We start from the raw sequence: 22,448 nt of genomic DNA on the forward strand, positions 1-22,448 counted from the left end.
TTCGCCGGCATTATAACGATTAGTACAATAGAAAGCTTGATGCTTCATCTATTTAAAATGTAGTTATCTCTCGATTTTAGATTGTCTTTCGACTCATAAAATAAAAAACCATGCCATAGCATGGTTCCCATTAAGACGATCTTTTTATCTTTGAGTTTGTTTAGTATGAATTACATCACTCAGGTCATAACCGACAGACTGTGCATATTGTAAATATTCATTTACCACATTTTTATCCAATTGAGGATCACGTGAGAGTATCCACATATATTTGCGTTTAGGCTCACCAACCAGAACAGTTTGATAATTTTCATCCAGTTTTAAGACCCAATAATCGCCACGAGCGACCGGAATCCAGCGAATAAAGTCTGGTAAGAAACTGACTTTTAGCTTGGTATTCTGCGGTGGATTTTGCACAAATGCCTCGCCCAATGACTGGGTTTGTCCACCATCTTTTTTAATGCAGCGGTTATCCACCACGATATTGCCATTTTCATTTAAAGTATAAGTCGCTGTGACATCACGGTCACACTTGTTTTGAAAATATAAAGGTTTGCGCGCTACTTCGTACCATGTTCCCAGATAACGGTCCAGTTCAACTTTCTCAATGGTCGGTAATGGCTCGTCTTTCGCATAAGCCATAGTAGCGGCGCCCAAACCGAGAAGAACCGCACTACCCACCGCAATTTTTGCCAGCTTTAATCCAGTACGTGAAGATTTTTGAGTTGTCATAAAAATACCTATTGCATGTTCACAAAATATTTATTTAAAAATTTCTGTTCATACAATAGCTTTATCCAATTCCTAAATTTGTTACATTATGTTTGGTTTGTGATTGATTTTACGTCATTTAAATAAGATTTAATGCAACAACAATCAATCAAACATCTGGGCTTTTAAACGCACAATTTCATCACGCATACGCGCAGCCTGCTCAAACTGAAGCTCTTTGGAAGCTTTCAGCATTTCCTTTTCAAGCTTGTTAATGTGTTTCGCAAACATTTTTGGATCTGCCATGATATGCCGCTCATCTGCACTGATCGCACGTGCCTGATCCGAGGCTTTCAATTCAATTGAATCATCATCCAATACTTCACCTGTATCAATTTCCTTGATCACCTGACGCACTGCACTCCGCGGGGTAATGCCATGTTCTTCATTAAACTGAATCTGCTTGGCACGACGACGGTCCGTCTCATCAATGGCTTTCTGCATCGAATCAGTGATTCGGTCTGCATACAGAATCGCCTTACCTTTCAGGTTACGTGCAGCACGGCCAATGGTCTGAATGAGAGAGCGCTCAGAACGCAGAAATCCCTCTTTATCTGCATCCAGAATGGCAACCAGTGACACTTCCGGCATATCCAGCCCTTCACGCAGCAGGTTAATCCCGACCAGTACATCATGCACCCCGGTACGCAGTTCATGAATGATTTTGACCCGCTCGACGGTATCGATATCCGAATGTAAATAAGCAACCTTAATCCCGTATTCTTTCAAATAAGAAGTTAAATCTTCGGCCATACGCTTAGTCAAGGTCGTAACCAGCACCCGCTCATTAATGTCTTTACGTAGATTAATTTCTGAAAGCACATCATCGACCTGCGTCAGAACTGGACGAATTTCAATTTCCGGATCGATCAGACCAGTCGGACGTACCACCTGCTCGACAATCTGCTGGGACTTTTCCAGCTCGTAACGTGCGGGCGTTGCGCTGACATAAACGGTCGTCGGCACAATACGTTCCCATTCCTCAAATTTCATCGGCCGGTTATCCAGCGCGCTTGGCAAACGGAATCCGTAATTCACCAGATTTTCTTTACGCGAACGGTCGCCCTTATACATGGCACCAATCTGCGGCACCGTCACATGCGATTCATCAATAATCAGCAAGGCATCATCCGGAATATAATCGAACAAGGTCGGCGGCGCTTCACCCGCAGGACGGCCAGATAAATGTCGAGAATAGTTTTCAATGCCGTTGGTATAACCCAACTGCTGCATCATTTCCAGATCATAGCGTGTGCGCTGCTCGATGCGCTGGGCTTCCAGCAGCTTGTCATTTTCACGGAAGAACACCAGTCGCTCTTTGAGTTCGTCTCGGATGGTTTCAATCGCACGGGATAAATTGTCTTTCGGCGTAACATAATGGCTTTTAGGATAAATAGTGACGCGAGGCACTTTACGAACCATTTTCCCGGTCAGCGGATCAAACCAGCGAATGGAGTCAACTTCATCATCAAACAGTTCAATCCGGATCGCATCCTGATCGGATTCAGCCGGAAAAATATCAATAATTTCGCCGCGAATACGATAAGTACCGCGCAGGAATTCCAGTTCGTTACGTGAATACTGCATCTCGACCAGACGGCGAATAATGTCATCACGGCCAATGCGATCGCCTTCCACCACATGCAGCAACATGCTCATATAGGCATTTGGATCACCCAAACCATAAATCGCAGATACCGATGCGACAATAATCGCATCACGACGCTCTAGGAGTGAACGGGTTGCAGAAAGGCGCATCTGGTCAATATGGTCATTAATTGCAGCATCTTTCTCGATAAAAGTATCTGAAGATGGCACATAGGCTTCCGGCTGATAATAATCATAATAACTGACAAAATATTCGACGGCATTATTGGGGAAAAATGCTTTAAATTCGCCGTAGAGCTGCGCAGCCAAAGTTTTGTTATGTGCCATGACAATGGTCGGACGCTGTGTCTGTGCAATGACATTGGCCATAGTATAGGTTTTACCAGACCCAGTAACCCCCAGTAAAAGCTGATCATGAAAACCCTGTTCAATGCCTTTGACAAGTTTTTCAATGGCCTGTGGCTGATCGCCTGCTGGTTGATAACTGGTCACTAATTCAAAGGGTTTTTTATCACTCATAGCTTTCGCTGACTTCGCTGCGGATATAGATTTGATTTATTATGAGGGTAAATTGGAATTACTCAATCCCTGCTTAGGTTTCTGTTTGGTAAAATAAAACAATATTAGTATTCATTATTTGTTAGCGCTTGACTCATTCTCTAGTTTGAAAAATCATCAATAAAATATACAGTTACAAAGCGAATAAATACAGAAAAAACCAAGCATTTTCAGCCAGCAGCTTTATTTGTGCATACTCGGCATCATGTTTTGCCTTATGGGTGAAATATTACTCTCTCTGTTTGGATATCGCTGCAGAATAATGCCTTGACCCCTATGCATTTCACGGGCAACATGAAGATCAGGATGGCCTAGAATAGACAATTATGACTTACCACTATCACGATGAAAGTATTGTTAAATCCCTTCCGGAAAATACGGTTTTTGTTTTTGGCAGCAACTTGGCTGGACAGCATGGTGGTGGAGCAGCCAGAACGGCACTTGAGCATTTTGGTGCAGTCATGGGCGTGGGTCGTGGCTGGGCGGGTCAGAGCTATGCTATTCCAACAATGAACGAGCATTTGCAACAAATGCCACTCTCACAAATCCAGCACTATATTGATGACTTTAAGATTTACACCAAAAACCATCCTAAAAATAAATATTTTATTACTTCCTTGGGTTGTGGGATCGCAGGTTATAAGGTAGAGGAAATTGCACCGATGTTTAAAGGCATCTCACGTAATGTGATTTTCCCGCAATCTTTCCGTCCTTTTGTCGAAAAGCCGCTGCCAAAATTAAGCGCAAATTTTTTACATACCATATTCCGCGATTCGGTCATTTTAACTCCAGCCAGCGATGAATTGATTGAAGAACTGCCTTTGACCGAAAATGAAAAAAGCTTGGCGAGAATTATTTTAAATACCCAGATCTATCCGACCGACAGCAATGGGCGGGAACGTGTCTTTGAAATTGAAGATATCCTGCACAACCTGAATACCAAGCTGGTTGATTTTCAGAGCCATTCAGAAGGTGCCATGTTGTTTGGAGGCGTGATTTTAGCACTCCTAGAACTTTATAATATTAACGAGAAAGATTTTATCGATGTCTGGCAAGGCGAGCGAGAAATTGCGCCACCGAAACCGGAAAATAAAGCGCGTAAAAGCATTCGTTAGTGCTATCAAAATATCTTTCAAAAAAGCCAATGTTTGAATTGGCTTTTTTTATGGGCGGCTAAAATGTCGAATATGAAATCAATCAGGTCTGGATTTTATTTTGATTGTTATTTAGAAAGCTTAAATATTTCGTTTGCTTTATCGAGAATAAAATTGAAAAAGATTTGGATCATTCGGGGTTTTACTTTTTCTTACTCAGGAAGCTGCAAAAATGAAATATTGATCGCCAACTCCCTAAACACTTCCACAAAAAAAGCCATGATTTATCATAGCTTTTTGAGTCTGATCAATTAGCGTTTACCCATTGAACGGCGAGTACCACGTGGCGGCATCCAGGTACGATCAGCATAACGCTGCGGTCTTGGTCTTAAATCTTCCAGAACTTCTTCTGCAGCATTTTGCTCTGCTTGCTTGATCGGGAAAGGTAAATTAACCAGGGGCTTTTTTTTGGGAGGAGTTTGGGTGCTCATGTGATTCACTCAATAATATATGCAGCTATTGTACAAAAAAACTCAGTCGACTGGGTAGCAGGATCTTGGATAAATTCATATGCTCTTGTTTTGGAAAAATAAAAAACAATCCCATGATGGTAAATGCTTGAAGTAATGCAGCCTAAAATTCCCCTAAACTCTCCTCTATATCTTCAATGATAAAAATTCATTCAATTGAAATTTTAACGCTCTCAAGAGCAAATTTTCTTCACTTTTATACTTAAGCTAGTAGGGCAAAAGTAATTATTTTTACATCCTATGCACTTCTTAAAAATCAAGAGATACAAACAAGAAATATACATAAGTTACCAATCTCAACCATCGATTAACTTTTGACCTGTTGTTCTATAACTGAATTTTTTAATGTAATTCACATAATTAGTTAACTAGAAAAACGAATAAACAAACTGGACATGGAGTTCCAAATCAATGAAAACATTGCTGGCATGTATGGCAGGCCTAGCCACTTTACCTATGGTCGCGCATGCAGATTCCCCTTATTTTAGCTTGCAAGATGGAGATGGCTTTAAGCGCTTTTCGGTATCGGTCGGTGCATTGCATGTGATGCCGCAAGGTAAGGCCCAACCATTTAAAGTGAATACTGCTGTCGAAAACGGTAAAAGTTATAGAAACGGTGCTATCAGTGTTGATACGGTCGTCAATAATCTTGATCCTTCTGTCGATCAGAGAACAGTGAAAGGATTATTAGAAGGGATTGGCTTCTTCACTGGAGGTACATTACCAGCGGATATCAGTGGAACCACTCAAATCAATGGTCTGTCTGAATGGGATAATCCAGGTACCGGTCTGACAGCGGATGATGTCACGACTTTAGGCATTATGACCAACTACTACTTTACCGATAATATTTCATTTGAAATGAAAGCAGGCATTCCGCCCAAGGTTGATCTGCAAGGTAAAGGTAAAATCTATGCACCGTTCTCGGGAACAGCAACCCCTACTCTGGGCAATATTGAACTTCCTATCGATATTATACTGAAGAAAGACATCGAGATTACTGATCTGGAAGCTTATGGGCCGGCGGCTTCTGCCCGCGCATGGACACCTGCCTTTGAATTCCAGTATCACTTTGGTAAAACCGGGGTCAATAAATTCCGGCCTTATGTCGGCTTAGGTGTCATGTATGCCTATTTCAATGAACTGGAAATTAACTCACGTACCGAGCAAGACCTGATTGCTGCCGGACATATGATTGCCAATATCAAGGAAGGAAAAGCTGGTGCTTCTCTGGATGGCACGCCAAGTTCAGCCAACCCGAAAGTTGATCTGGAAGCATCCGATGCTTTCGCGCCTGTGGCCACGGTCGGCTTTAGCTATGACTTTAATGAAACCTGGTTTGCAGTCGGTTCAGTCTCTTATGCACATCTGAAAAATGACACGACAATTACAGTGACAGATGCAAATCTAGGTGAGCTGATTCGCTCTAAAGCCGATATTGAAGTCAATCCGATTCTGGCCTATGCTGGGATCGGGATGCGTTTCTAAGTTTAAAACCCGATATTTGATTAAACGGCTTCGGCCGTTTTTTTTAGGCTTAATATATTGATAAAAAAAAATTATCTTTTGATCAATATTTATTTAATCGCCTCTATTGCTTGAATCGAATACTATACATATCAACTTTATAGGCATGAATGACGTATGGCTGACAGTCAATTTTCCAAAGCTCTTATTTTTATGCTGATTGGCTCCGCCATCATTTTAGCACTGTCATTGGGTGTACGTCATGCCTTTGGCCTGTATCTGGTACCGATGAGCGAAGAGTTTGGCTGGGGTCATAATGTTTTTAGCTTGGCCATTGCCATGCAAAACCTGATCTGGGGTGCAGTTCAGCCAATTACCGGGGCATTTGCCGATAAATATGGCAGCAAGATTGTGGTAGCTGTAGGCGGAGCCTTATACGCAATCGGTCTACTCTTGATGGCAGTCAGCTCGACTGGATTATTGCTTAATCTGAGTGTAGGGTTAATTCTAGGTCTCGCCCTGTCAGCTACGTCATTTCCGGTGTTATTGTCTGCAGTTGGACGTGCTGCCCCACCAGAAAAGCGCAGTTTGGCGATGGGAATTGCCAGTGCGGCCGGGTCTTTTGGTCAGTTTATCATGCTGCCTTCGACCCTGTTGCTATTACAGAATGTTGGCTGGTCAGCGGCGCTGGTGGTTAGTTCCATTTTAATTGCATTGATTGTGCCATTGGCTTGGATGCTGAAAGCACCGATGTATGTTCATCCCAACGCAGCCGCTACCTCCAATAAAGTCTCACTCAGTTTTAAACAGATTCTGGTGGTGGTGAAAAATCATAAACCCTTCTGGTTTCTGGCCATGGGCTTTTTTGTTTGTGGTTTTCAGGTCGTTTTTATTGGCATCCACCTGCCGGGCTATCTGATCGATCATGGTTTTAATGCCACAACCGGTACGATTTTCTTAGCCTTAGTGGGTCTGTTTAATGTGGTAGGCACCTATACGGCCGGCTGGCTCGGTGGAAAATATTCCAAACCGCATCTGCTAATGGGATTATATGCCCTGCGTGGAATTGCGATTATTGCCTTTCTCATGCTGCCTCTCAGCACATGGACAGTCTATAGCTTTGGTGTCATTATGGGATTACTCTGGTTATCGACCGTTCCGCTGACCAATGGCATTGTAGCGAATATGTTCGGGGTGAAATATCTGACCATGCTCAGTGGCATCGTGTTCTTTACCCATCAGGTTGGCTCGTTTTTCGGTGGCTGGCTCGGTGGAGTCAACCATGATTTAAGCGGCAATTATAATGCGGTGTGGATGCTATCCATTGTCCTCAGCATTTTTGGCGTACTGGTGCATTTCTGGGTCAATGAGGAGCAAATCGTCCATGACTGATTCTCTACTGAAACTCAAACTCTCGATTGTGGTGGCAATCCTGCTTTTACTGGCTTTGTCGATTGGACTGTGGTTACAAACCCCTCAGCTGTTTGAATATTTTAATCAGGCTTTCTGCGCACACTAATCTGCTGAAATATCCTCAGCAGAAAATGCGCAATCCATCGCAGAATAAGTTAAATGTTTTAAAATCAACTAAATATTAAAAATATTAGATTATTCATAAACTTATCATTTCTTTTGATTTTATTTCAGTCCGGAATTTTCTTAGATTCTCATCAACAAGAAAATTCTGAGACTTTATAATGACCAGCTTAACCCAACTTTCACAAGCCATTCATGATGCCCCACGCTGGCATCAGCCAGATCAATTGCAACATCCGGATGAAATAAAAATTGTACCGCAAGCTGATCAGGCCTTAGGCGCAGTGGTCTATGGTCTGGATGCCCGTAAAGCCCAGTCATCCGAAACCATTCTAAAATTAAAACAGGCTCTGGCCGAGCATCTGATTTTGATCTTCAAACAGCAAAGTCTGGATGATTTACAGTATCTGGCGTTTTCAACTTATTTCGGTTCCATTTTCCGTCCAGGTGCAGATACACCGGTACTGGCTGCGCAGTCCGATAGCGGTGTTCCACCCGATGTCGTGCCGGTTTCCAATGCCGTCGATCAAGGCGATTATACTGGTCATGGTGAACTCACTCCACATGCCGATCATCAATGGACGCCTTTACCCTCTTTTGGTTCCTTACTCTATGCGATTGAACTACCTCAGGACGGCGGCCAGACCAGCTGGATCAACACCATTAAAGCCTATGATGCACTCGATGAAGCAACCAAGGTAGAGATCGATCAGCTGCAACTGATTACTTACAACCCTTTTGTGCGCCGTCAAAAAACTAAAGATCAGGCTGTTGATCAAGGTTACGGTAATAGTCCGCTGTACCGCTTTAAAGATCAGCCCATATTAAGTCATGCCTATCCACATCCACTGGTGCGTACCCATCCTGAATCTGGCCGTAAAGCGCTTTGGCTAAACACGCATACCGAAGTCGAGCTGGTCAATTATGATGATCAGGCTGGCAGCCAACTGATCGCAACATTACGTGAGCATATTTCAAAACCTGAGTTCGCTTACGAACATCACTGGGAAATTGGCGATATCGTGTTCTGGGATAATCAGGTGACTTTGCACTCCCGCCGTCCATTCCCGGCTGATCAGCGCCGTTTATTAAAACGCATCAGTCTGGCGGGTAGCCGTCCGTTTTAGAAATGAGAAAATCAGAATAACAAGAAAGGTCATTACAACCTTCGATAATAATGACTCACATGTAAATCCTCTACCATTGAGACTTTGACCGGCCCAATGGTTTTTTATTTTCTCGAATAATAAAACTATCTAACTCTGAATATAAGTATAGATAGTAAACTCCTTAACAAAACAAAGCGCCTATTTACTTTTCCTCACCTAATCTGCCTAGTGTATTTTCCTTTTTCTGCTTAGCTTATTAGAAAATCAGCAACAAACCTATGGAAAGAGGAAACGACAATGAATCAGCTTCAATTTTCAGATTGTGTTCAAACCTGTATGAACTGTTCCCTGGCCTGTGCCAACTGTGCCAGTGCCTGTCTTAAAGAAGAAGATCTGGAGATGATGCGGGAGTGTATCCAGCGCTGTCTGGACTGTGCAGATATCTGTCAGTTGTGTGCCCGTATGGAACAAAAGCAATCTCCATTCATGCATGAAATATGTGAACTTTGTGCGAAAGCCTGTGACTACTGTGTAGAAGAATGTGGTCATCATGAAGATGAACATTGTCAGCAATGTGCCGAAGCATGCCGCCGCTGTGCTGAAGAATGCCGAAAAATGGCGGCTTAAAAATTCGATTTGATCAACTTGACTGACTTAATCACTTCCAATAAAAAAACCGCAAGTGAAGACTTGCGGTTTTTCTGTCTAAGTCAAATATCTCACTTAGAATAAACGGTTCATACCATTCAGTGTGGCTACACGATACGCTTCAGCCATAGTCGGATAGTTAAACGTGGTTTCTACGAAGTACTTGATGGTATTGTTCGGGCTGTTCATGACTGCCTGACCAATATGGATAATTTCAGAGGCATTATTACCGAAGCAATGTACACCCAAAACTTCCAGTGTTTCACGATGGAACAGAATCTTTAATTCGCCCATAGTATCTCCGGTAATCTGTGCACGTGCCAAATGACGGAATGATGCCTGACCGACTTCATACGGAATCTTTTCTTCAGTCAGCTGCTGTTCAGTCTTACCAATCGAAGAAATCTCAGGAATGGTATAAATCCCGGTTGGAATATCAGTCACCGGCGCAACGTCTTTCTCGCCGCTCATATTGGCACCCGCGCAACGACCTTGGTCATAGGCAGCAGAGGCTAGTGAAGGCCAACCGATTACATCACCGGCAGCGTAGATATTTTCTACTTCAGTCTGATATTGATCATTCACAGTCAATTGACCACGGCTGTTCGGTTTCAGGCCGACATTTTCAAGGCCTAGACCATCGGTATTGCCTGAACGGCCATTACACCACAAAATCGCGTCGGCTTTAATTTTCTTGCCGCTTTGCGTGTGCATCACCACATGGTCGTCAAATGTTTCTAAAAAGTCGATCTGTTCATTATGACGAATCAGCACACCCTGTTCACGCAAGTGATAAGACAGCGCATCAGAGATTTCATCATCAAGATAGCTTAAAAGTTTGTGTTGGGTGTTGATCAGGTCAACTTTATGTCCCAAACCAATAAAGATCGAGGCATATTCACAACCGATTACACCTGCGCCATAAATGATGATTTTCTGGATGGAATAGTCCAGATCCAGAATTTTGTCTGAATCAAATACACGTGGATGATTAAAATCAAGAATGTCTGGACGATATGGACGCGAGCCGCTGGCAATGACCAGTTGCTTAAACATCAGCGTTTCTTTAATGCCATCTGGGTTAAATACAAAAATGGTATTTTGATCCTGAATGTAGGCACGACCATGATAAATATCAATTTTATTGCGGTCGTAGAAACGTGAATGTGTATCTACTTGTTGTTGAATAACTTTATGTGCATGACGCAACACTTGCTTCATAGTGAACTGCTTCCAGTCCCCAACTTTTTGAAACAGTGGATCACGTTGATAACGGATAATACTGGATACTGTTTGACGCAATGCTTTACTTGGAATCGTACCGACATGGGTACAGTTACCACCCAGCTGTTCACGCATCTCAACGATTGCAACACGCTTACCAGATTTGGCAAGTTTCATTGCCGCGCCTTCGCCCGCAGGGCCCGAACCTAGAACTACCGCATCATATTTAACGAAAGTCCCACTAACGACCTCTTTTTTACGTGGCATTCAACGCTCCTCAAAATTAAAAAATTCACTTTAATCTACACTCTTATTATGACGTAAATCCTGTTGATTTGGTGTATTTAACTCACATATATTGCTTGATAAGAACATTTTTTAAATGAATACCCCTTTTTGCCCTATTTAGAACGAAGTCCGTTATAATAACTGCGCTATCTTTGAGTATCTCCCCCTTCAAAAACAGTGGAAAAGTTGAATATGTCTGAAAACCGTAAACCTGAACAGGGCGTCAAACTTCGCGGTGCGGAAAAAGTTGCCCGCATTCCTGTAAAAGTTGTTCCTACGGTTGAAACGCCACGCAAGCCGGACTGGATCCGGGTGAAAATGGCGGCACCTGAAGAAGTTCAACGTATTAAAACCACATTACGTCAGCAAAAATTACATACGGTGTGCGAAGAAGCCGCCTGTCCAAACCTGCCTGAATGTTTTGGTGGCGGTACTGCGACCTTTATGATTATGGGTGATATCTGTACCCGTCGCTGTCCATTCTGTGATGTGGCTCATGGCCGTCCAAATGCACTGGATGCAGATGAACCGCGTCATATGGCTGAGACCATTGCCAACCTGGGTTTGAAATATGCGGTAATCACTTCGGTAGACCGTGATGATTTACTGGATGGCGGTGCACAGCATTTTGTCGATTGTATTAAAGAAGCACGTGCTCTAAGCCCAAATACCTTACTCGAAATTCTGGTGCCGGACTTCCGTGGCCGTATGGATATCGCGCTGCGTATCATGACTGAATGTCCGCCGGATGTGTTTAACCACAATATCGAAACTGTACCGCGTTTATATAAAGCCATGCGTCCAGGTTCTGACTATCAGCACTCTTTAAACCTGCTAAAAATGTTTAAAGAATACTGCCCGGACGTACCAACCAAATGTGGTCTCATGGTCGGTATTGGTGAAACTGAAGAAGAAGTGCTTGCTCTGCTTGATGATTTACATGCGCATGGCGTGGATTATGTGACGATTGGTCAGTATTTGCAGCCTTCAAAAGAACATGCAGCGATTGACCGCTTCGTAACACCTGAAGAATTCGAGCATTATACCGAACATGGCCAAAAACTGGGCTTCCGTAATATCTGGGCAGCACCAATGGTTCGTTCAAGCTACTTTGCCGACCGCCAATACAATGGCGAACCTGTACCAGCAGTGCGCCGTAAAGTGGATCCTGCCAAGAAAATTGCAGTTCAGGCCATTGAAGCTTAATCCTGTTTAAACTAATGAAATAAAAGCCCTCTCTTGTAGAGGGCTTTTTTATCTCTTCAATTTAAATCTTTACTGAGTGTTAAACCCTATTTTTTATTTTAGATAAGATTAAGTCATTACTTATCTTCACATTTCTTTGCGCGTTCTCACTTGAAGAATGAGCATTTTTCAAACAATCTCAGAAATAGATGAAAGATTTAAAAATATCGTTGTAAGACTTGAAAACGATCATTCTCACACGTGCAATGCTGAACCTGTCCGATCCTCAAGCGACAAAAAAATGAATGAACTGTGACAAAAATTCTATGAGATCCCCGTATAGGCAGCGTTGTATAAATCTGGAGAACTATAACAATGCTATTTATATTTGCTGTACTACTGCTATTACTCAGTTTATGGGCCGTTTTCTATTTTCAGCTCTCCCGTAGCGCGGGTGCAATTGCGCTGATCATCGTGTCAATTGTCTGCGCTTTTATTAGTCCATGGTCGCTGATTCTAGGAATTCCGCTGATCCTAATTAGCCTTGTAGTGATGATCGACCCTTTACGTATGTCGTTTATTTCCAAACCGGCCTATAAAGCACTGGCAAATGCCATGCCGAGTATCAGTCCGACAGAACGCGAAGCACTGGATTCCGGAACCAGCTGGTGGGAAAAAGAGCTGTTTATGGGTGCACCGAATTGGGAAACCTTTAACAGTTATCCTTATCCAAAGCTGTCGCTAGAAGAACAGGCCTTTCTGGACAATGAAGTTGAAACCTTGTGCAGCATGCTGGATGAATGGGAAATTCATGAGCAAAAAGCGCTGCCTGATCATGTCTGGCAATATATTAAGGAACATGGTTTCTTGGGCCTGATTATTCCCAAAGAATACGGCGGTCGTGCCTTTAGCTCCTTTGCCCAAAGTCGGGTGATGAGCAAGATTGCTTCGCGATCTCTGACCACAGCCGTGAGTTGTATGGTACCGAACTCACTCGGACCAGGCGAGCTGTTACTGCATTATGGTACCGAAGAACAGAAAGACCGTTATCTGCCGGGTCTGGCGCGAGGCGAAGAAATTCCCTGTTTCGGTTTGACCAGTCCGGAAGCCGGCTCCGATGCCGGTGCGATTCCTGATACGGGCGTGGTCTGCTATGGCCAGTTTGAAGGTCAGGAAGTCTTAGGCCTGAGAATGAATTTTTCCAAACGCTGGATTACTTTGGCACCAATTGCGACAGTGGTGGGTCTGGCCTTTAAAATGTATGACCCTGATCATCTTCTGGGTGAACAGACTGAATACGGCATTACCTGTGCCCTGCTCCCTGCCAGTCATGAAGGCGTAATAGTGGGACCACGGCATAACCCCGGACCACCATTCATGAATGGTACGGTTGAAGGTAAAGATGTGTTTATTCCTCTGGACTGGATTATTGGTGGCGTCAAAAATGCCGGCAAAGGCTGGCGTATGCTGATGGAATGTTTGGCAGTCGGTCGTGGCATCTCCCTACCAGCGCTGTCTACTTCTACTTCAGAAATGACTTATTTAAATGTGGGTGCTTTCTCTCGTATTCGTCAGCAATTCAAGATTTCAGTTGGTAAGTTTGAGGGTGTTCAGGAAGCCACCAGTGAAATCGCCAGTGACACCTATATGCTGGAAGCCTTGCGTTATCTGGTCACCTGTGGTCTGAATCAGGGTGGCAAGCCTGCCGTAATGACAGCGATTGCCAAATATTATGCGACAGAAGGCATGCGTAAAGTGGTCAATCACGGTATGGATGTGGTCGGTGGCCGCGCCATTCAGATGGGTCCGCGTAACTTTCTGGCGCCTTATTATCAGGCAATTCCAGTCTCCATTACGGTTGAAGGCGCCAATATTCTTAGTCGTTCCCTGATGATTTTCGGTCAGGGTTCAATGCGTTGCCATCCTTATCTTTATGAAGAATTACAGCTCTTACAAACAGAAGATCCGGCAGCGGCTCTAAATCCTTTTGATAACTTGCTGTTTAAGCATTTGGGTTACACCTTTAACCGGACTGCTCGCTCCTTTGCCTATGCCTTTACAGGTGGCTCCAATGCTGCGCCGCAAAGTGCTGTTGACTTTACCCGTCCTTATTACAAGATCATTAACCGGCTGAGTGCCAACTTTGCTTTAACTGCGGATATGTGTCTAGGATTACTCGCAGGGGATATCAAACGTAAGGAAATGCTTTCGGGTCGTCTGGCCGATATTCATGCACATCTGTTTATTGCTTCCTCAATTCTGAAATATTTTGAGCATAGCAAAAAGACTGAAGATGAGCGTTTGCATGCACAGCTTGCGGTAGAAAAATCTCTGTATACGGCGCAAGAAGCATTTTTTGATCTGTTTGCCAACTTCCCGGTAGGTACAGCAGCAAGCATGGTCAAACTGTTATGTTTCCCATTTGGCCGTCCAGTACAGAAACCATCAGACCAGCTGAAACAGCAGGTTGCAAATAGCATGATGGAAGACAATGCATTCCGTCAGGTCTTGAAAAAGCATGTCTATTACAATACTCATGAAAATGATGTCACCGGCCGTATGGAATCTACTTTCATCATGTTGCTGGACATTGAACAGCTGTGGGATCGCTTTAAAAAAGCAGAAAATAAAGACCAGTTCAAGGGTTTAAGCTTTGCAGAGCATGTGGCAGATGCACAGCTACATGGTTTTATTAATGATGAGGAAGCAGAAAAATTGCTGCACTACAATGCGCGTCGTTATGACAGCATGTTGACCGATGTATTTGATCTGCATTTGCAGGAGGTATTAGAGCTTGAGAATCCGTATCTCATCAAGGAAGATGCCAAAGGAACGGATACTTCAGTGCAAACTGATCCTTCACACTCAGTATCACCTTAAATAAAACTTGAATTTAAGGTGTCATAAAAATTCCAGAGTGAAGTCATTTTATTACTTTACTCTGGAAGCTTTAAAAGTGGCTTTTCAGCCACTTTTTTTACGACTATTGCACGATGGTATTTCAGATTAAAAGTACTAATCTAACTCTATAAAAAATTGAGGGTAAACAATGTCACAACAAGATTATGAAAATGGCCTGAAAGTCCGTACTGAAGTGATGGGTGAAAGCTTTGTAAAACGTGCTCAGGAAAATACCGTGCCTTTTAGCCAACCATTACAGGACTGGATTAATGAACATGCCTGGGGTTCGACCTGGCAACGTGAAGGTGTATTACCACGTAAATATCGCTCCTTAATTACCATTGCATTTCTGACTGCTCAAAAAAGTCCCACTGAACTGAAAGGCCATGTGCGAGGTGCCCTAAATAACGGTGCAACGGTTGAGGAAATTCAGGAAGTGCTGCTGCATAGCCTGCCTTACTGCGGCGCACCAGCGACTCAGGAAGCCTTTCGTGCTGCACTTGAAGTGATTCAGGAATATAAGACGAATCAACAAAATTAAGATATTTATTTAAATTGTTTGAGTTTGTCATATTAAAATTAGCTTAGGCTATTTTGAGTAATTGAAATAAAAATCCGGGAATTTTTAAATTCCCGGATTTTAATATTTTTGATAAAGAAATCTACTGAGATGAACTTAAGTGAAAATTAATTATCTCTCTTAATAGCAAGTTTTAATAAAAACTTTATCCCCTTAATTCAATCTGCGTACGTTGTTCTAAGCCTTGCACCGCAGCGGAGAAATCCAGTTGGCTGGCCTGTGGCTTGGCAATCTGCTGGAACTGTTGCTGCACCAATGACATCACTGATAAATCCAGTTGCTGCTGTTGCACCAGTTCTAAAGCAATACCAATATCTTTCTGCAATAAATCCAGCGCAAAAGTTTTATGAAACTCACGGCTCAGTACACGCTGCGCCATGATATTTTCCGACATGCTGCTTTTACCACTGGAATGATTAATACAGTTCAACGCACTGCTTAAATCAACTCCCTGCCCTTTCAGTACAGTTAAGCCTTCAGCCAGTGCCCATAAATGAGTCGCCATCAAAGTATTGTTAACGGCTTTCACTGCAAAACCGGAACCACTTTCCCCCACATACTCAATCAACCCAGCAAAAGCAGCAATGATCGGTTTGGCTTGTTCAAAGGCGGATTCATTTCCTCCCACCATCACGGTTAAAGTACCCTTTTCTGCACCAATGGTCTGACCAGATACCGGAGCATCCAGATAATAACTTCCCTGTTGCTCCAGTAGGTTTGCCAGTTTTTGCGCCAATTCCGGCACACCGCTGGTACAGTCAATCCAGATTGCACCTTGCTTGGGTGGATGTGCCTCAATTAATGCTTCCACATCCTGACTGGTCGGCAAACAGGAAAAGATAAAATCTGCCTGAACCGCCTGTTCAATACCCACTGCCAGAGTCCTGAAAGATTGAGCATGATCTAGCGCTTTCTGTTCAGTCCGGTTCCAGACCCAAACCGGATGTCCGAGTTTTGGCAAATGGGAGGCCATATGCCAGCCCATTGCCCCAAGTCCTAAAAATGCAACTGTATGACTCAAAAAATACTCCTTATATTAAGCGACTGGCTTAACCTCAACTTCTGTTGCGGTCGATGCAGGTTCAGGCAATTCTTTATCTTCACCACGATTTAGGAACAGGTTCAACAAAATCGCAGCCAAAGTCGCAGTACCGATACCACCCAAATCGAAACCACCAATCTGCAAGCTATAATTACCTGTCCCCATAATCAGACACACCGCCCCAATAATCAGGGTACTGTTCTTGGTAAAATCAACATGGTTATCCACCCAGATTTTGGCACCCGCCACGGTAATCAACCCGAAGACCACAATCGATGCGCCACCCAATAAAGCTACTGGAATGGTACTGATCACCGCGCCAAATTTAGGTGAAAGGCCCAGCAAAATAGCGAAGATCCCGGCAAAGATAAACACGGTGGTTGCATACACTTTGGTGACTGCCATCACACCGATATTTTCAGCATAAGTCGTCATCCCGGTACCGCCGACAGAAGCGGATAATGAAGTACAAACCCCATCTGCAAAGAAACCGCGTCCCATATACGGCGACAGATTTTTACCAGTCATCGCGGATACCGCTTTAAAGTGTCCCAGATTTTCCGCAACCAGAATAATGGCCACTGGTGCAATCATCAGCATCGCATTCATTTCAAAGACTGGACTCTGGAAATTTGGCAGACCAAACCATGCTGCTTCACTGACTTTGCTGAAATCAATCGCAGGTCCGAAGCCCATCACATTAGTGAAGAGGAAATAAATCAGGTAGGAAGACAGTAGGCCTAATAACAGCAGTAAACGGCGTACCATTCCTCGGGTAAAGACAGCAATCACACTGATACAGATAATGGTGACTAGCGCCATCCAAGAGTCAAACTGGTTGGCTGAAACACTTTTGATCGCGACAGGTGCCAGATTTAGGCCGATAATCATCACGATGACGCCCGTGACCACGGGTGGCATCAGCTTTTCAATCCATGCGGTACCGGTTTTCATGACCAGCAAACCAATCAAGGCATAAACAATACCGCAGGCAATGGTTCCGCCAAGTGCAAGCGCAATATTGGGATTCGCGCCTACTCCTGAATAGCCGGTCACTGCCACCACGGCGCCAATGAAGGCAAAACTGGATCCCAGATAACTTGGCAATCGACCGCCCGTGATCAGGAAAAATAAAATGGTCCCAATCCCAGTAATGAAAATCGTGAGATTGGGATCAAACCCCATTAATAAGGGTGCCAGCACGGTTGCGCCAAACATGGCAAACACATGCTGCAACCCGAGAATAATACTTTTTCCAGCAGGCAGATATTCATCTGTTTGAACTGGTGTTGTATCGATATTGCCTTGGTAAGGCTTAAATTTTGGAAACCACGATTCTTTTTCTTGCATGGGCTTCCCCTCCTTGATTAGGACTGAATTGATTTAGCACATTTTGTGTGGCTCACAGTAAGAACGGTTGAAGTACATCAGCGCATTGCCTTGACGCTGGCACATGGCTTTCACTTCACAGAACAGCACGTCATGACTGCCTACGGATAAACATTGGACCACCTCGCAGTCAAAACTGACCAAGGCATCCTCAAGTACAGGTGACTGGGTCACCAAAGTTTTCCAGTTCCCCTGACTGAAACGCTCTGCCATTGGTGTTTTTCCACCAAACAGATTGGATAGATGTTGTTGATGTGATACCAAGGTATTCACACACAACACCTGATTCTTTTTAAAGGTTTCATAAACTGAAGCAGAACGGTTCAGACACACCAGCAACGTTGGTGGTGTATCCGTCACGCTACATACAGCTGAGGCAGTAAATCCTGCCTGTCCTGCCTCACCTTGCGTGGTAATGACATTGACTGCAGCCCCCAGATTGGACATGCCCTGACGGAAAATCTGCTGATCGACCTGGGGCAATACTTCAGCTGCGGTTTCAGTCTTTAAAACCTTATTTGATGCATTATTCTCTGCAACCGCTTCCGTGATGATTTTAGACAATTTGGCATTCATGCTGTTCTCCCCGCCCCAAGTCAGTTTTTAGTGACAGACTTAGGGCTGATATAGATGAGATTGAATCAGGTGGATCGGCTTATACATGGGCAATCGAAGCAATTTCGACCAGCGCATCAGGTTTGACCAAACCTGTCTGTACGCAATAACGTGCCGGTTTATCTCCCGGGAAATATTCTGCATAAACTGCATTAATCGCAGCATAATCTGCCCAGTCTTTGACAAAGACATGGTTAAAGGTCACGTCATCCATACTGCCGCCTGCTTCTTCAATCACACGCTTGATGGTTTCCAGAATATGACGGGTCTGTGCTGCGGCATCACCGACATGCACCACATTATTATTTTCATCAAAGGCCAATGTACCGGATACATACACAATATTGTCTGCCTTGGTTGCCGGTACAAATGGCGCTAACGGTTTTGAAGTTCCTGCTGGAATAATGACTTCTTTAGGCATACTGTTTTTTCCTTAATCCTGATCTTTAATTCTTTAGGCACTTTCAGCCAATTTAGTTTCTTTAAGTGATTCACTTTCTTTTTGAAAGGTTTCGACAAAATTTGCGGTATCTGACACCCAGCCAAAGAAGGTCTTGATGTTGTACAGACTGGCTTCGTGGGCTTCGACTGGACCGGCCTGATGGCAAGCATCCGCTAGCGCCACACCGAAATATTCCAGAAAGAAACCATCACGCAGGGTTGATTCCACGCAGACATTGGTGGCAATTCCGACAAAAATTAGGTTACGGATGCCACGAACACTCAACATGCTGTCCAGTGCGGTATTAAAGAAACCGCTATAGCGAGGTTTTTCAATGACCAGATCTTGTGGCAGTGGCTGTAACTCATCAATCAGTTCAAAGTCCCAGCCCCCTTTGGCCAGTAATTGCCCCTGTAATTCGGGACGTTTGCGCATGGTCTTTAAGGCATTGGATTTATGGAAATTTGGAGAATCCGTACCACCTGCTTCCTTATATTCCGCATCCCAGCCATTTTTAAAATAGATAACCTGAATACCGGCCGCATGCGCAGCATCGACTGCCTTTTTAATGTTTTCGACTACGGGTTTGGTCTTTGAGACATCAAAACCCGCCAGATCCAGATAGCCGCCCTGCGAGGTATAGGCATTCTGCATGTCAATCACAATCAGGGCAGTCTGTTCTGGTGCAAGGCAGATTGCTTCAGGTTCAGCTTTAAGCGTTTTTCCAGTGCCGATTTTTTCTGTGAAACCGGCCCTTACCACTGATTCACTCATGCGCTTTTCTCCAGTACAGGTGCTTCACCCTCAATCACAATATGGTCACGGCATTTCATCAATGGCTGGATTTTCTGACCGAAATCTTCTACACCCTGAACGAAATCATCAAAGGTCAGCAACACACCTTCAGTGCCCTTGATCTCGCCAATTTCATCCAACATTCGTGCCACATTTTCATAAGAACCTACCAAGGTTCCCATATTGATATTCACTGGAGATACGCTAGACGCCATTTGACGGATATTGGTATCTGCACCGGAAGTCGTGTCTTTCCCGCCCTGATTCATCAACCAGTTAATCGCTTCCATATCTGCGCCATCGTTATAGTGTTGCCATTTCACTTGAGCTTCTTCATCAGTTTCTGCCGCGATGACCATAAACAGCACATAAGTCTGTACATCACGACCCGTCACATCTGTTTTTTCTTTTAGGCGATCATTAATTTCTGCATAAGCGGTCGGTGTATTCAGCCCTTTACCAAACACGAAGTTGTAGTCAGCATATTGCGCAGAAAACTCCAGACCGGCATCAGACTGACCAGCACAGATGATTTTCATGTCTGCTTGCGGGCGAGGGCTGACACGACAGTCTTCCATCTGGAAATGCTCACCTTTAAAGTCGGATTTTCCATTTGCCCAAAGCTCACGCAAAATTTGTACATATTCAGACAGATATTCATAGCGCTTGCCAAAATATTCATTGCCTGGCCACATGCCCATCTGGGTATATTCAGGAGGCTGCCAGCCAGTCACCACATTTAGACCAAAACGGCCATTAGAAATAGAATCAATGGTAGACGCCATACGTGCCACAATTGCCGGTGGCATGACCAAAGTGGCTGCCGTTGCATAAATTTGAATTTTGCTGGTCACCGCTGCGAGACCCGCCATCAGGGTAAAAGTTTCCAGGTTATGCTCCCAGAATTCAGTCTTGCCACCAAAGCCACGCAGCTTGATCATGGAGAGTGCGAAATCGAAACCATAGTGTTCAGCACGCTGTACGATTTGTTTATTTAACTCAAAAGTCGGCATGTACTGTGGTGCATTTTCAGAGAGTAACCAGCCGTTGTTTCCAATTGGACAGAAGACACCTATTTTCATTTTCACACCTCATTATTTTTAACCAATATTCAAAATCCTGTTGCCAATTCAGGTTTTTTATTTATGTTTAAAATATTGCAAACCGCGTGCCAATTATTTTTAGTTATTTATTTTCAAATACTTAATATTTATATTTTTGAATTTTTAGTAAAATAATGATTTCCACCCCTGAATCAATTTTGCTCATCGTGTTTCATTCAGGTGCATTAAAATTGATCATCATCGCTTTTAGGAAGAATCATATTTTGAGTAAAAACTATAAAAATGATTCATTAGAAAAAATAAAAAGCCAGAAACAGGTTCTGGCTTGAGCAAATAAAATTACTTGCTGAGAATATCAGGCTGATTTTAAAAATTGCAGCATGCTTTGGTTGATCTGGGCGGTTTCAGTCACTGTAGAAGCATGCGCTCCTGTTGCAAACAGACTGAGCTGACTCTGCGGTAATAATTGCTGAAGTTGTTGTGAACGTTGATATGGCACCAGGAAATCATTCTGATTGGCAAGCAGATGTATAGGAATATCTTTGAGTGCCTGTTGATGTTCTGTGTTTAGTTTAAAAGTCTGCACGGCTTGTAGGCGTGCCAGAACATTTTTGATCGGTGGAAAGTCAAGGAGCTGCTTATTTTCTGCTTCGGTTAACTGATCAATATGGGTTGAAATCCACTGCGGCGGATAAAGAAATAAAGCCTGTGCTCTCACATATGCCTCTGCCCCGCTATTGAGCAATAACGAAGTCCGGGCTTCGAAACACTTCTGAGTATGAGCATCCAGCTCTCCCCAAGCATTTAACATGGTCAAACTGAGCAGCTTAAACTTTCTTTCAGCCTGATAGGTCGCCAGTTGCATGCCGATATGTCCGCCCAACGCATGCCCGATAAAATGAAACTCTCGAATGCCATCATTGATCAATAAATCCAGAATCTGGCCGGCCATATGGTCGATCGAATAAGGCGTGGGCAAGAGTCCAGAATCTGAATGACAGCCTTCCTGGTCATAAGTAACCACATGAAAATGCTGCTGTAAAACTCTAATTTGAGGATTCCAGAAACTGGCATGTCCGCCCAGTCCGGACGAAAGCACCACATAAGGTGCATCTGCCTGTGCTGCATGATTAATAAATAAAGACATAAATTTCTCATAGTTTAAATATGAGATGAACGCAGCAAAATATATGCCTAAACAGGACCTTTTTTGAACAACTGTTAAAATTACAGCCAGTAGACATTAAAGCTGTAATAAAATTCTTGTACTTCAAAACGTACGTTATAACCCAGATCTGTTAACTCGGCAGACAAGGCACGGATATCTTCCAAAGGCAGATGTTTGGGAAAAACTGTCAGTACCGCTGTATTGCCTTGCCGGGCATTATCTTCAATCAGTTGCGCCAGACGTGGCTTATACATTTCAATATTCAGGTTAGCAACATTAGATAAAATTTTGGCCTGATCTGCCGTCATAAAATTCATTTTTATTTTCTCTTTTAATGTTATTTCACTAAGCTAAATGATTTATAAAACGCTTAATATTTCACTTTTGTATCAGAACATGCTGAAAGAAAGTATAAAAAAAATCCCTCATCATGA

Annotated in this window: 21 protein-coding genes; 9 read left to right on the top strand and 12 right to left on the bottom strand. The window is 43.5% G+C overall.

The genetic code is table 11. The features are described 5' to 3' along the window. Positions 1-144 precede the first annotated feature (144 nt). Together J7649_RS05550 and uvrB are read right to left on the bottom strand one after the other, a co-directional pair. Positions 145-732, bottom strand: a complete 588-nt coding sequence (locus J7649_RS05550) for a lipocalin family protein (protein WP_044112882.1) — start codon at positions 730-732, stop codon at positions 145-147. Between the two features lie 144 nt (positions 733-876). Then, entirely contained in the window at positions 877-2,898 is a 2,022-nt protein-coding gene (gene uvrB / locus J7649_RS05555) for an excinuclease ABC subunit UvrB (protein ID WP_086043985.1), read from the bottom strand. A gap of 365 nt (positions 2,899-3,263) precedes the next feature. Between uvrB and J7649_RS05560 the strand changes: the two genes are divergently transcribed. Then, complete coding sequence (locus tag J7649_RS05560; protein ID WP_004646509.1) at positions 3,264-4,052, top strand: A1S_2505 family phage non-structural protein; 789 nt, start codon at positions 3,264-3,266, stop codon at positions 4,050-4,052. A gap of 290 nt (positions 4,053-4,342) precedes the next feature. Here J7649_RS05560 and J7649_RS05565 read toward each other — a convergent pair whose 3' ends face one another. Beyond that, complete coding sequence (locus J7649_RS05565) at positions 4,343-4,522, bottom strand: hypothetical protein (RefSeq protein ID WP_004646507.1); 180 nt, start codon at positions 4,520-4,522, stop codon at positions 4,343-4,345. A 450-nt stretch (positions 4,523-4,972) separates the two neighbouring features. Here J7649_RS05565 and J7649_RS05570 point away from each other — a divergent pair, with 450 nt between their 5' ends. From J7649_RS05570 to J7649_RS05585, 5 genes are all read left to right on the top strand, one after another. Continuing rightward, positions 4,973-6,049, top strand: coding sequence for an OmpW/AlkL family protein (locus J7649_RS05570; RefSeq protein ID WP_219309746.1), 1,077 nt, complete (start codon positions 4,973-4,975; stop codon positions 6,047-6,049). 156 nt (positions 6,050-6,205) lie between these two features. Then, complete coding sequence (locus J7649_RS05575) at positions 6,206-7,420, top strand: MFS transporter (RefSeq protein ID WP_219309747.1); 1,215 nt, start codon at positions 6,206-6,208, stop codon at positions 7,418-7,420. Next, on the top strand, positions 7,413-7,547 hold the full coding sequence (locus J7649_RS16905) for a hypothetical protein (RefSeq protein WP_004646503.1): 135 nt from the start codon (positions 7,413-7,415) through the stop codon (positions 7,545-7,547). The genes J7649_RS05575 and J7649_RS16905 overlap by 8 nt, the downstream gene beginning before the upstream one ends. A 178-nt stretch (positions 7,548-7,725) precedes the next feature. Further along, complete coding sequence (locus tag J7649_RS05580) at positions 7,726-8,691, top strand: TauD/TfdA dioxygenase family protein (RefSeq protein ID WP_219309748.1); 966 nt, start codon at positions 7,726-7,728, stop codon at positions 8,689-8,691. 279 nt (positions 8,692-8,970) lie between these two features. Continuing rightward, positions 8,971-9,300: a four-helix bundle copper-binding protein gene (locus tag J7649_RS05585; protein WP_004279668.1), complete on the top strand. Its 330-nt coding sequence runs from the start codon at positions 8,971-8,973 to the stop codon at positions 9,298-9,300. 96 nt (positions 9,301-9,396) lie between these two features. Here the strand turns inward: J7649_RS05585 and sthA are convergent, their stop codons facing one another. Then, positions 9,397-10,812 (bottom strand): Si-specific NAD(P)(+) transhydrogenase, encoded by a 1,416-nt coding sequence (gene sthA / locus J7649_RS05590; RefSeq protein WP_004646501.1) that lies wholly within the window; start codon positions 10,810-10,812, stop codon positions 9,397-9,399. 213 nt (positions 10,813-11,025) lie between these two features. Here sthA and lipA point away from each other — a divergent pair, with 213 nt between their 5' ends. The 3 genes from lipA to J7649_RS05605 all read left to right on the top strand — a co-directional run bounded on the left by lipA (position 11,026) and on the right by J7649_RS05605 (position 15,460). Next, a complete protein-coding gene (gene lipA, locus J7649_RS05595) occupies positions 11,026-12,039 on the top strand; it encodes a lipoyl synthase (RefSeq protein WP_219309749.1) in 1,014 nt (337 codons plus the stop codon). A gap of 354 nt (positions 12,040-12,393) precedes the next feature. After that, positions 12,394-14,898 (top strand): acyl-CoA dehydrogenase, encoded by a 2,505-nt coding sequence (locus tag J7649_RS05600; RefSeq protein ID WP_219309750.1) that lies wholly within the window; start codon positions 12,394-12,396, stop codon positions 14,896-14,898. 169 nt (positions 14,899-15,067) lie between these two features. Further along, entirely contained in the window at positions 15,068-15,460 is a 393-nt protein-coding gene (locus tag J7649_RS05605; RefSeq protein ID WP_219309751.1) for a carboxymuconolactone decarboxylase family protein, read from the top strand. A 184-nt stretch (positions 15,461-15,644) separates the two neighbouring features. Here the strand turns inward: J7649_RS05605 and J7649_RS05610 are convergent, their stop codons facing one another. The 8 genes from J7649_RS05610 to J7649_RS05645 form a co-directional block, all read right to left on the bottom strand. Beyond that, a complete protein-coding gene (locus J7649_RS05610) occupies positions 15,645-16,484 on the bottom strand; it encodes an NAD(P)-dependent oxidoreductase (RefSeq protein ID WP_267461085.1) in 840 nt (279 codons plus the stop codon). A gap of 51 nt (positions 16,485-16,535) precedes the next feature. Continuing rightward, a complete protein-coding gene (rutG, locus tag J7649_RS05615) occupies positions 16,536-17,891 on the bottom strand; it encodes a pyrimidine utilization transport protein G (RefSeq protein WP_219309755.1) in 1,356 nt (451 codons plus the stop codon). Positions 17,892-17,924: 33 nt separating this feature from the next. Then, positions 17,925-18,506, bottom strand: coding sequence for an NADH-dependent FMN reductase RutF (gene rutF, locus J7649_RS05620; RefSeq protein WP_219309758.1), 582 nt, complete (start codon positions 18,504-18,506; stop codon positions 17,925-17,927). Between the two features lie 79 nt (positions 18,507-18,585). Next, positions 18,586-18,966 carry a pyrimidine utilization protein C gene (gene rutC, locus J7649_RS05625; protein WP_064095517.1) on the bottom strand — a complete coding sequence of 127 codons (381 nt, stop codon included), beginning with the start codon at positions 18,964-18,966 and terminating at the stop codon, positions 18,586-18,588. Between the two features lie 33 nt (positions 18,967-18,999). Further along, positions 19,000-19,761: a pyrimidine utilization protein B gene (gene rutB, locus J7649_RS05630; RefSeq protein ID WP_219309760.1), complete on the bottom strand. Its 762-nt coding sequence runs from the start codon at positions 19,759-19,761 to the stop codon at positions 19,000-19,002. Then, positions 19,758-20,864 carry a pyrimidine utilization protein A gene (gene rutA / locus J7649_RS05635; protein WP_219309761.1) on the bottom strand — a complete coding sequence of 369 codons (1,107 nt, stop codon included), beginning with the start codon at positions 20,862-20,864 and terminating at the stop codon, positions 19,758-19,760. Before rutA ends, rutB begins: the two co-directional genes overlap by 4 nt. A 337-nt stretch (positions 20,865-21,201) precedes the next feature. Then, positions 21,202-21,993 (bottom strand): pyrimidine utilization protein D, encoded by a 792-nt coding sequence (gene rutD / locus J7649_RS05640; RefSeq protein ID WP_219309762.1) that lies wholly within the window; start codon positions 21,991-21,993, stop codon positions 21,202-21,204. Between the two features lie 80 nt (positions 21,994-22,073). After that, complete coding sequence (locus J7649_RS05645; RefSeq protein WP_004730148.1) at positions 22,074-22,331, bottom strand: hypothetical protein; 258 nt, start codon at positions 22,329-22,331, stop codon at positions 22,074-22,076. Positions 22,332-22,448: the final 117 nt, after the last annotated feature.

It is taken from the genome of Acinetobacter lwoffii, from assembly GCF_019343495.1.
GTDB classification, from domain to species: Bacteria; Pseudomonadota; Gammaproteobacteria; order Pseudomonadales; family Moraxellaceae; genus Acinetobacter; species Acinetobacter lwoffii_P.

Bases quoted from the DNA above. Each gene is read 5' to 3' on its own strand.
- J7649_RS05550 (WP_044112882.1), bottom strand. From the start codon at position 732: ATGACAACTCAAAAATCTTCACGTACTGGATTAAAGCTGGCAAAAATT.
- uvrB (WP_086043985.1), bottom strand. From the start codon at position 2,898: ATGAGTGATAAAAAACCCTTTGAATTAGTGACCAGTTATCAACCAGCA.
- J7649_RS05560 (WP_004646509.1), top strand. From the start codon at position 3,264: ATGACTTACCACTATCACGATGAAAGTATTGTTAAATCCCTTCCGGAA.
- J7649_RS05565 (WP_004646507.1), bottom strand. From the start codon at position 4,522: ATGAGCACCCAAACTCCTCCCAAAAAAAAGCCCCTGGTTAATTTACCT.
- J7649_RS05570 (WP_219309746.1), top strand. From the start codon at position 4,973: ATGAAAACATTGCTGGCATGTATGGCAGGCCTAGCCACTTTACCTATG.
- J7649_RS05575 (WP_219309747.1), top strand. From the start codon at position 6,206: ATGGCTGACAGTCAATTTTCCAAAGCTCTTATTTTTATGCTGATTGGC.
- J7649_RS16905 (WP_004646503.1), top strand. From the start codon at position 7,413: ATGACTGATTCTCTACTGAAACTCAAACTCTCGATTGTGGTGGCAATC.
- J7649_RS05580 (WP_219309748.1), top strand. From the start codon at position 7,726: ATGACCAGCTTAACCCAACTTTCACAAGCCATTCATGATGCCCCACGC.
- J7649_RS05585 (WP_004279668.1), top strand. From the start codon at position 8,971: ATGAATCAGCTTCAATTTTCAGATTGTGTTCAAACCTGTATGAACTGT.
- sthA (WP_004646501.1), bottom strand. From the start codon at position 10,812: ATGCCACGTAAAAAAGAGGTCGTTAGTGGGACTTTCGTTAAATATGAT.
- lipA (WP_219309749.1), top strand. From the start codon at position 11,026: ATGTCTGAAAACCGTAAACCTGAACAGGGCGTCAAACTTCGCGGTGCG.
- J7649_RS05600 (WP_219309750.1), top strand. From the start codon at position 12,394: ATGCTATTTATATTTGCTGTACTACTGCTATTACTCAGTTTATGGGCC.
- J7649_RS05605 (WP_219309751.1), top strand. From the start codon at position 15,068: ATGTCACAACAAGATTATGAAAATGGCCTGAAAGTCCGTACTGAAGTG.
- J7649_RS05610 (WP_267461085.1), bottom strand. From the start codon at position 16,484: ATGGGCTGGCATATGGCCTCCCATTTGCCAAAACTCGGACATCCGGTT.
- rutG (WP_219309755.1), bottom strand. From the start codon at position 17,891: ATGCAAGAAAAAGAATCGTGGTTTCCAAAATTTAAGCCTTACCAAGGC.
- rutF (WP_219309758.1), bottom strand. From the start codon at position 18,506: ATGAATGCCAAATTGTCTAAAATCATCACGGAAGCGGTTGCAGAGAAT.
- rutC (WP_064095517.1), bottom strand. From the start codon at position 18,966: ATGCCTAAAGAAGTCATTATTCCAGCAGGAACTTCAAAACCGTTAGCG.
- rutB (WP_219309760.1), bottom strand. From the start codon at position 19,761: ATGAGTGAATCAGTGGTAAGGGCCGGTTTCACAGAAAAAATCGGCACT.
- rutA (WP_219309761.1), bottom strand. From the start codon at position 20,864: ATGAAAATAGGTGTCTTCTGTCCAATTGGAAACAACGGCTGGTTACTC.
- rutD (WP_219309762.1), bottom strand. From the start codon at position 21,993: ATGTCTTTATTTATTAATCATGCAGCACAGGCAGATGCACCTTATGTG.
- J7649_RS05645 (WP_004730148.1), bottom strand. From the start codon at position 22,331: ATGAATTTTATGACGGCAGATCAGGCCAAAATTTTATCTAATGTTGCT.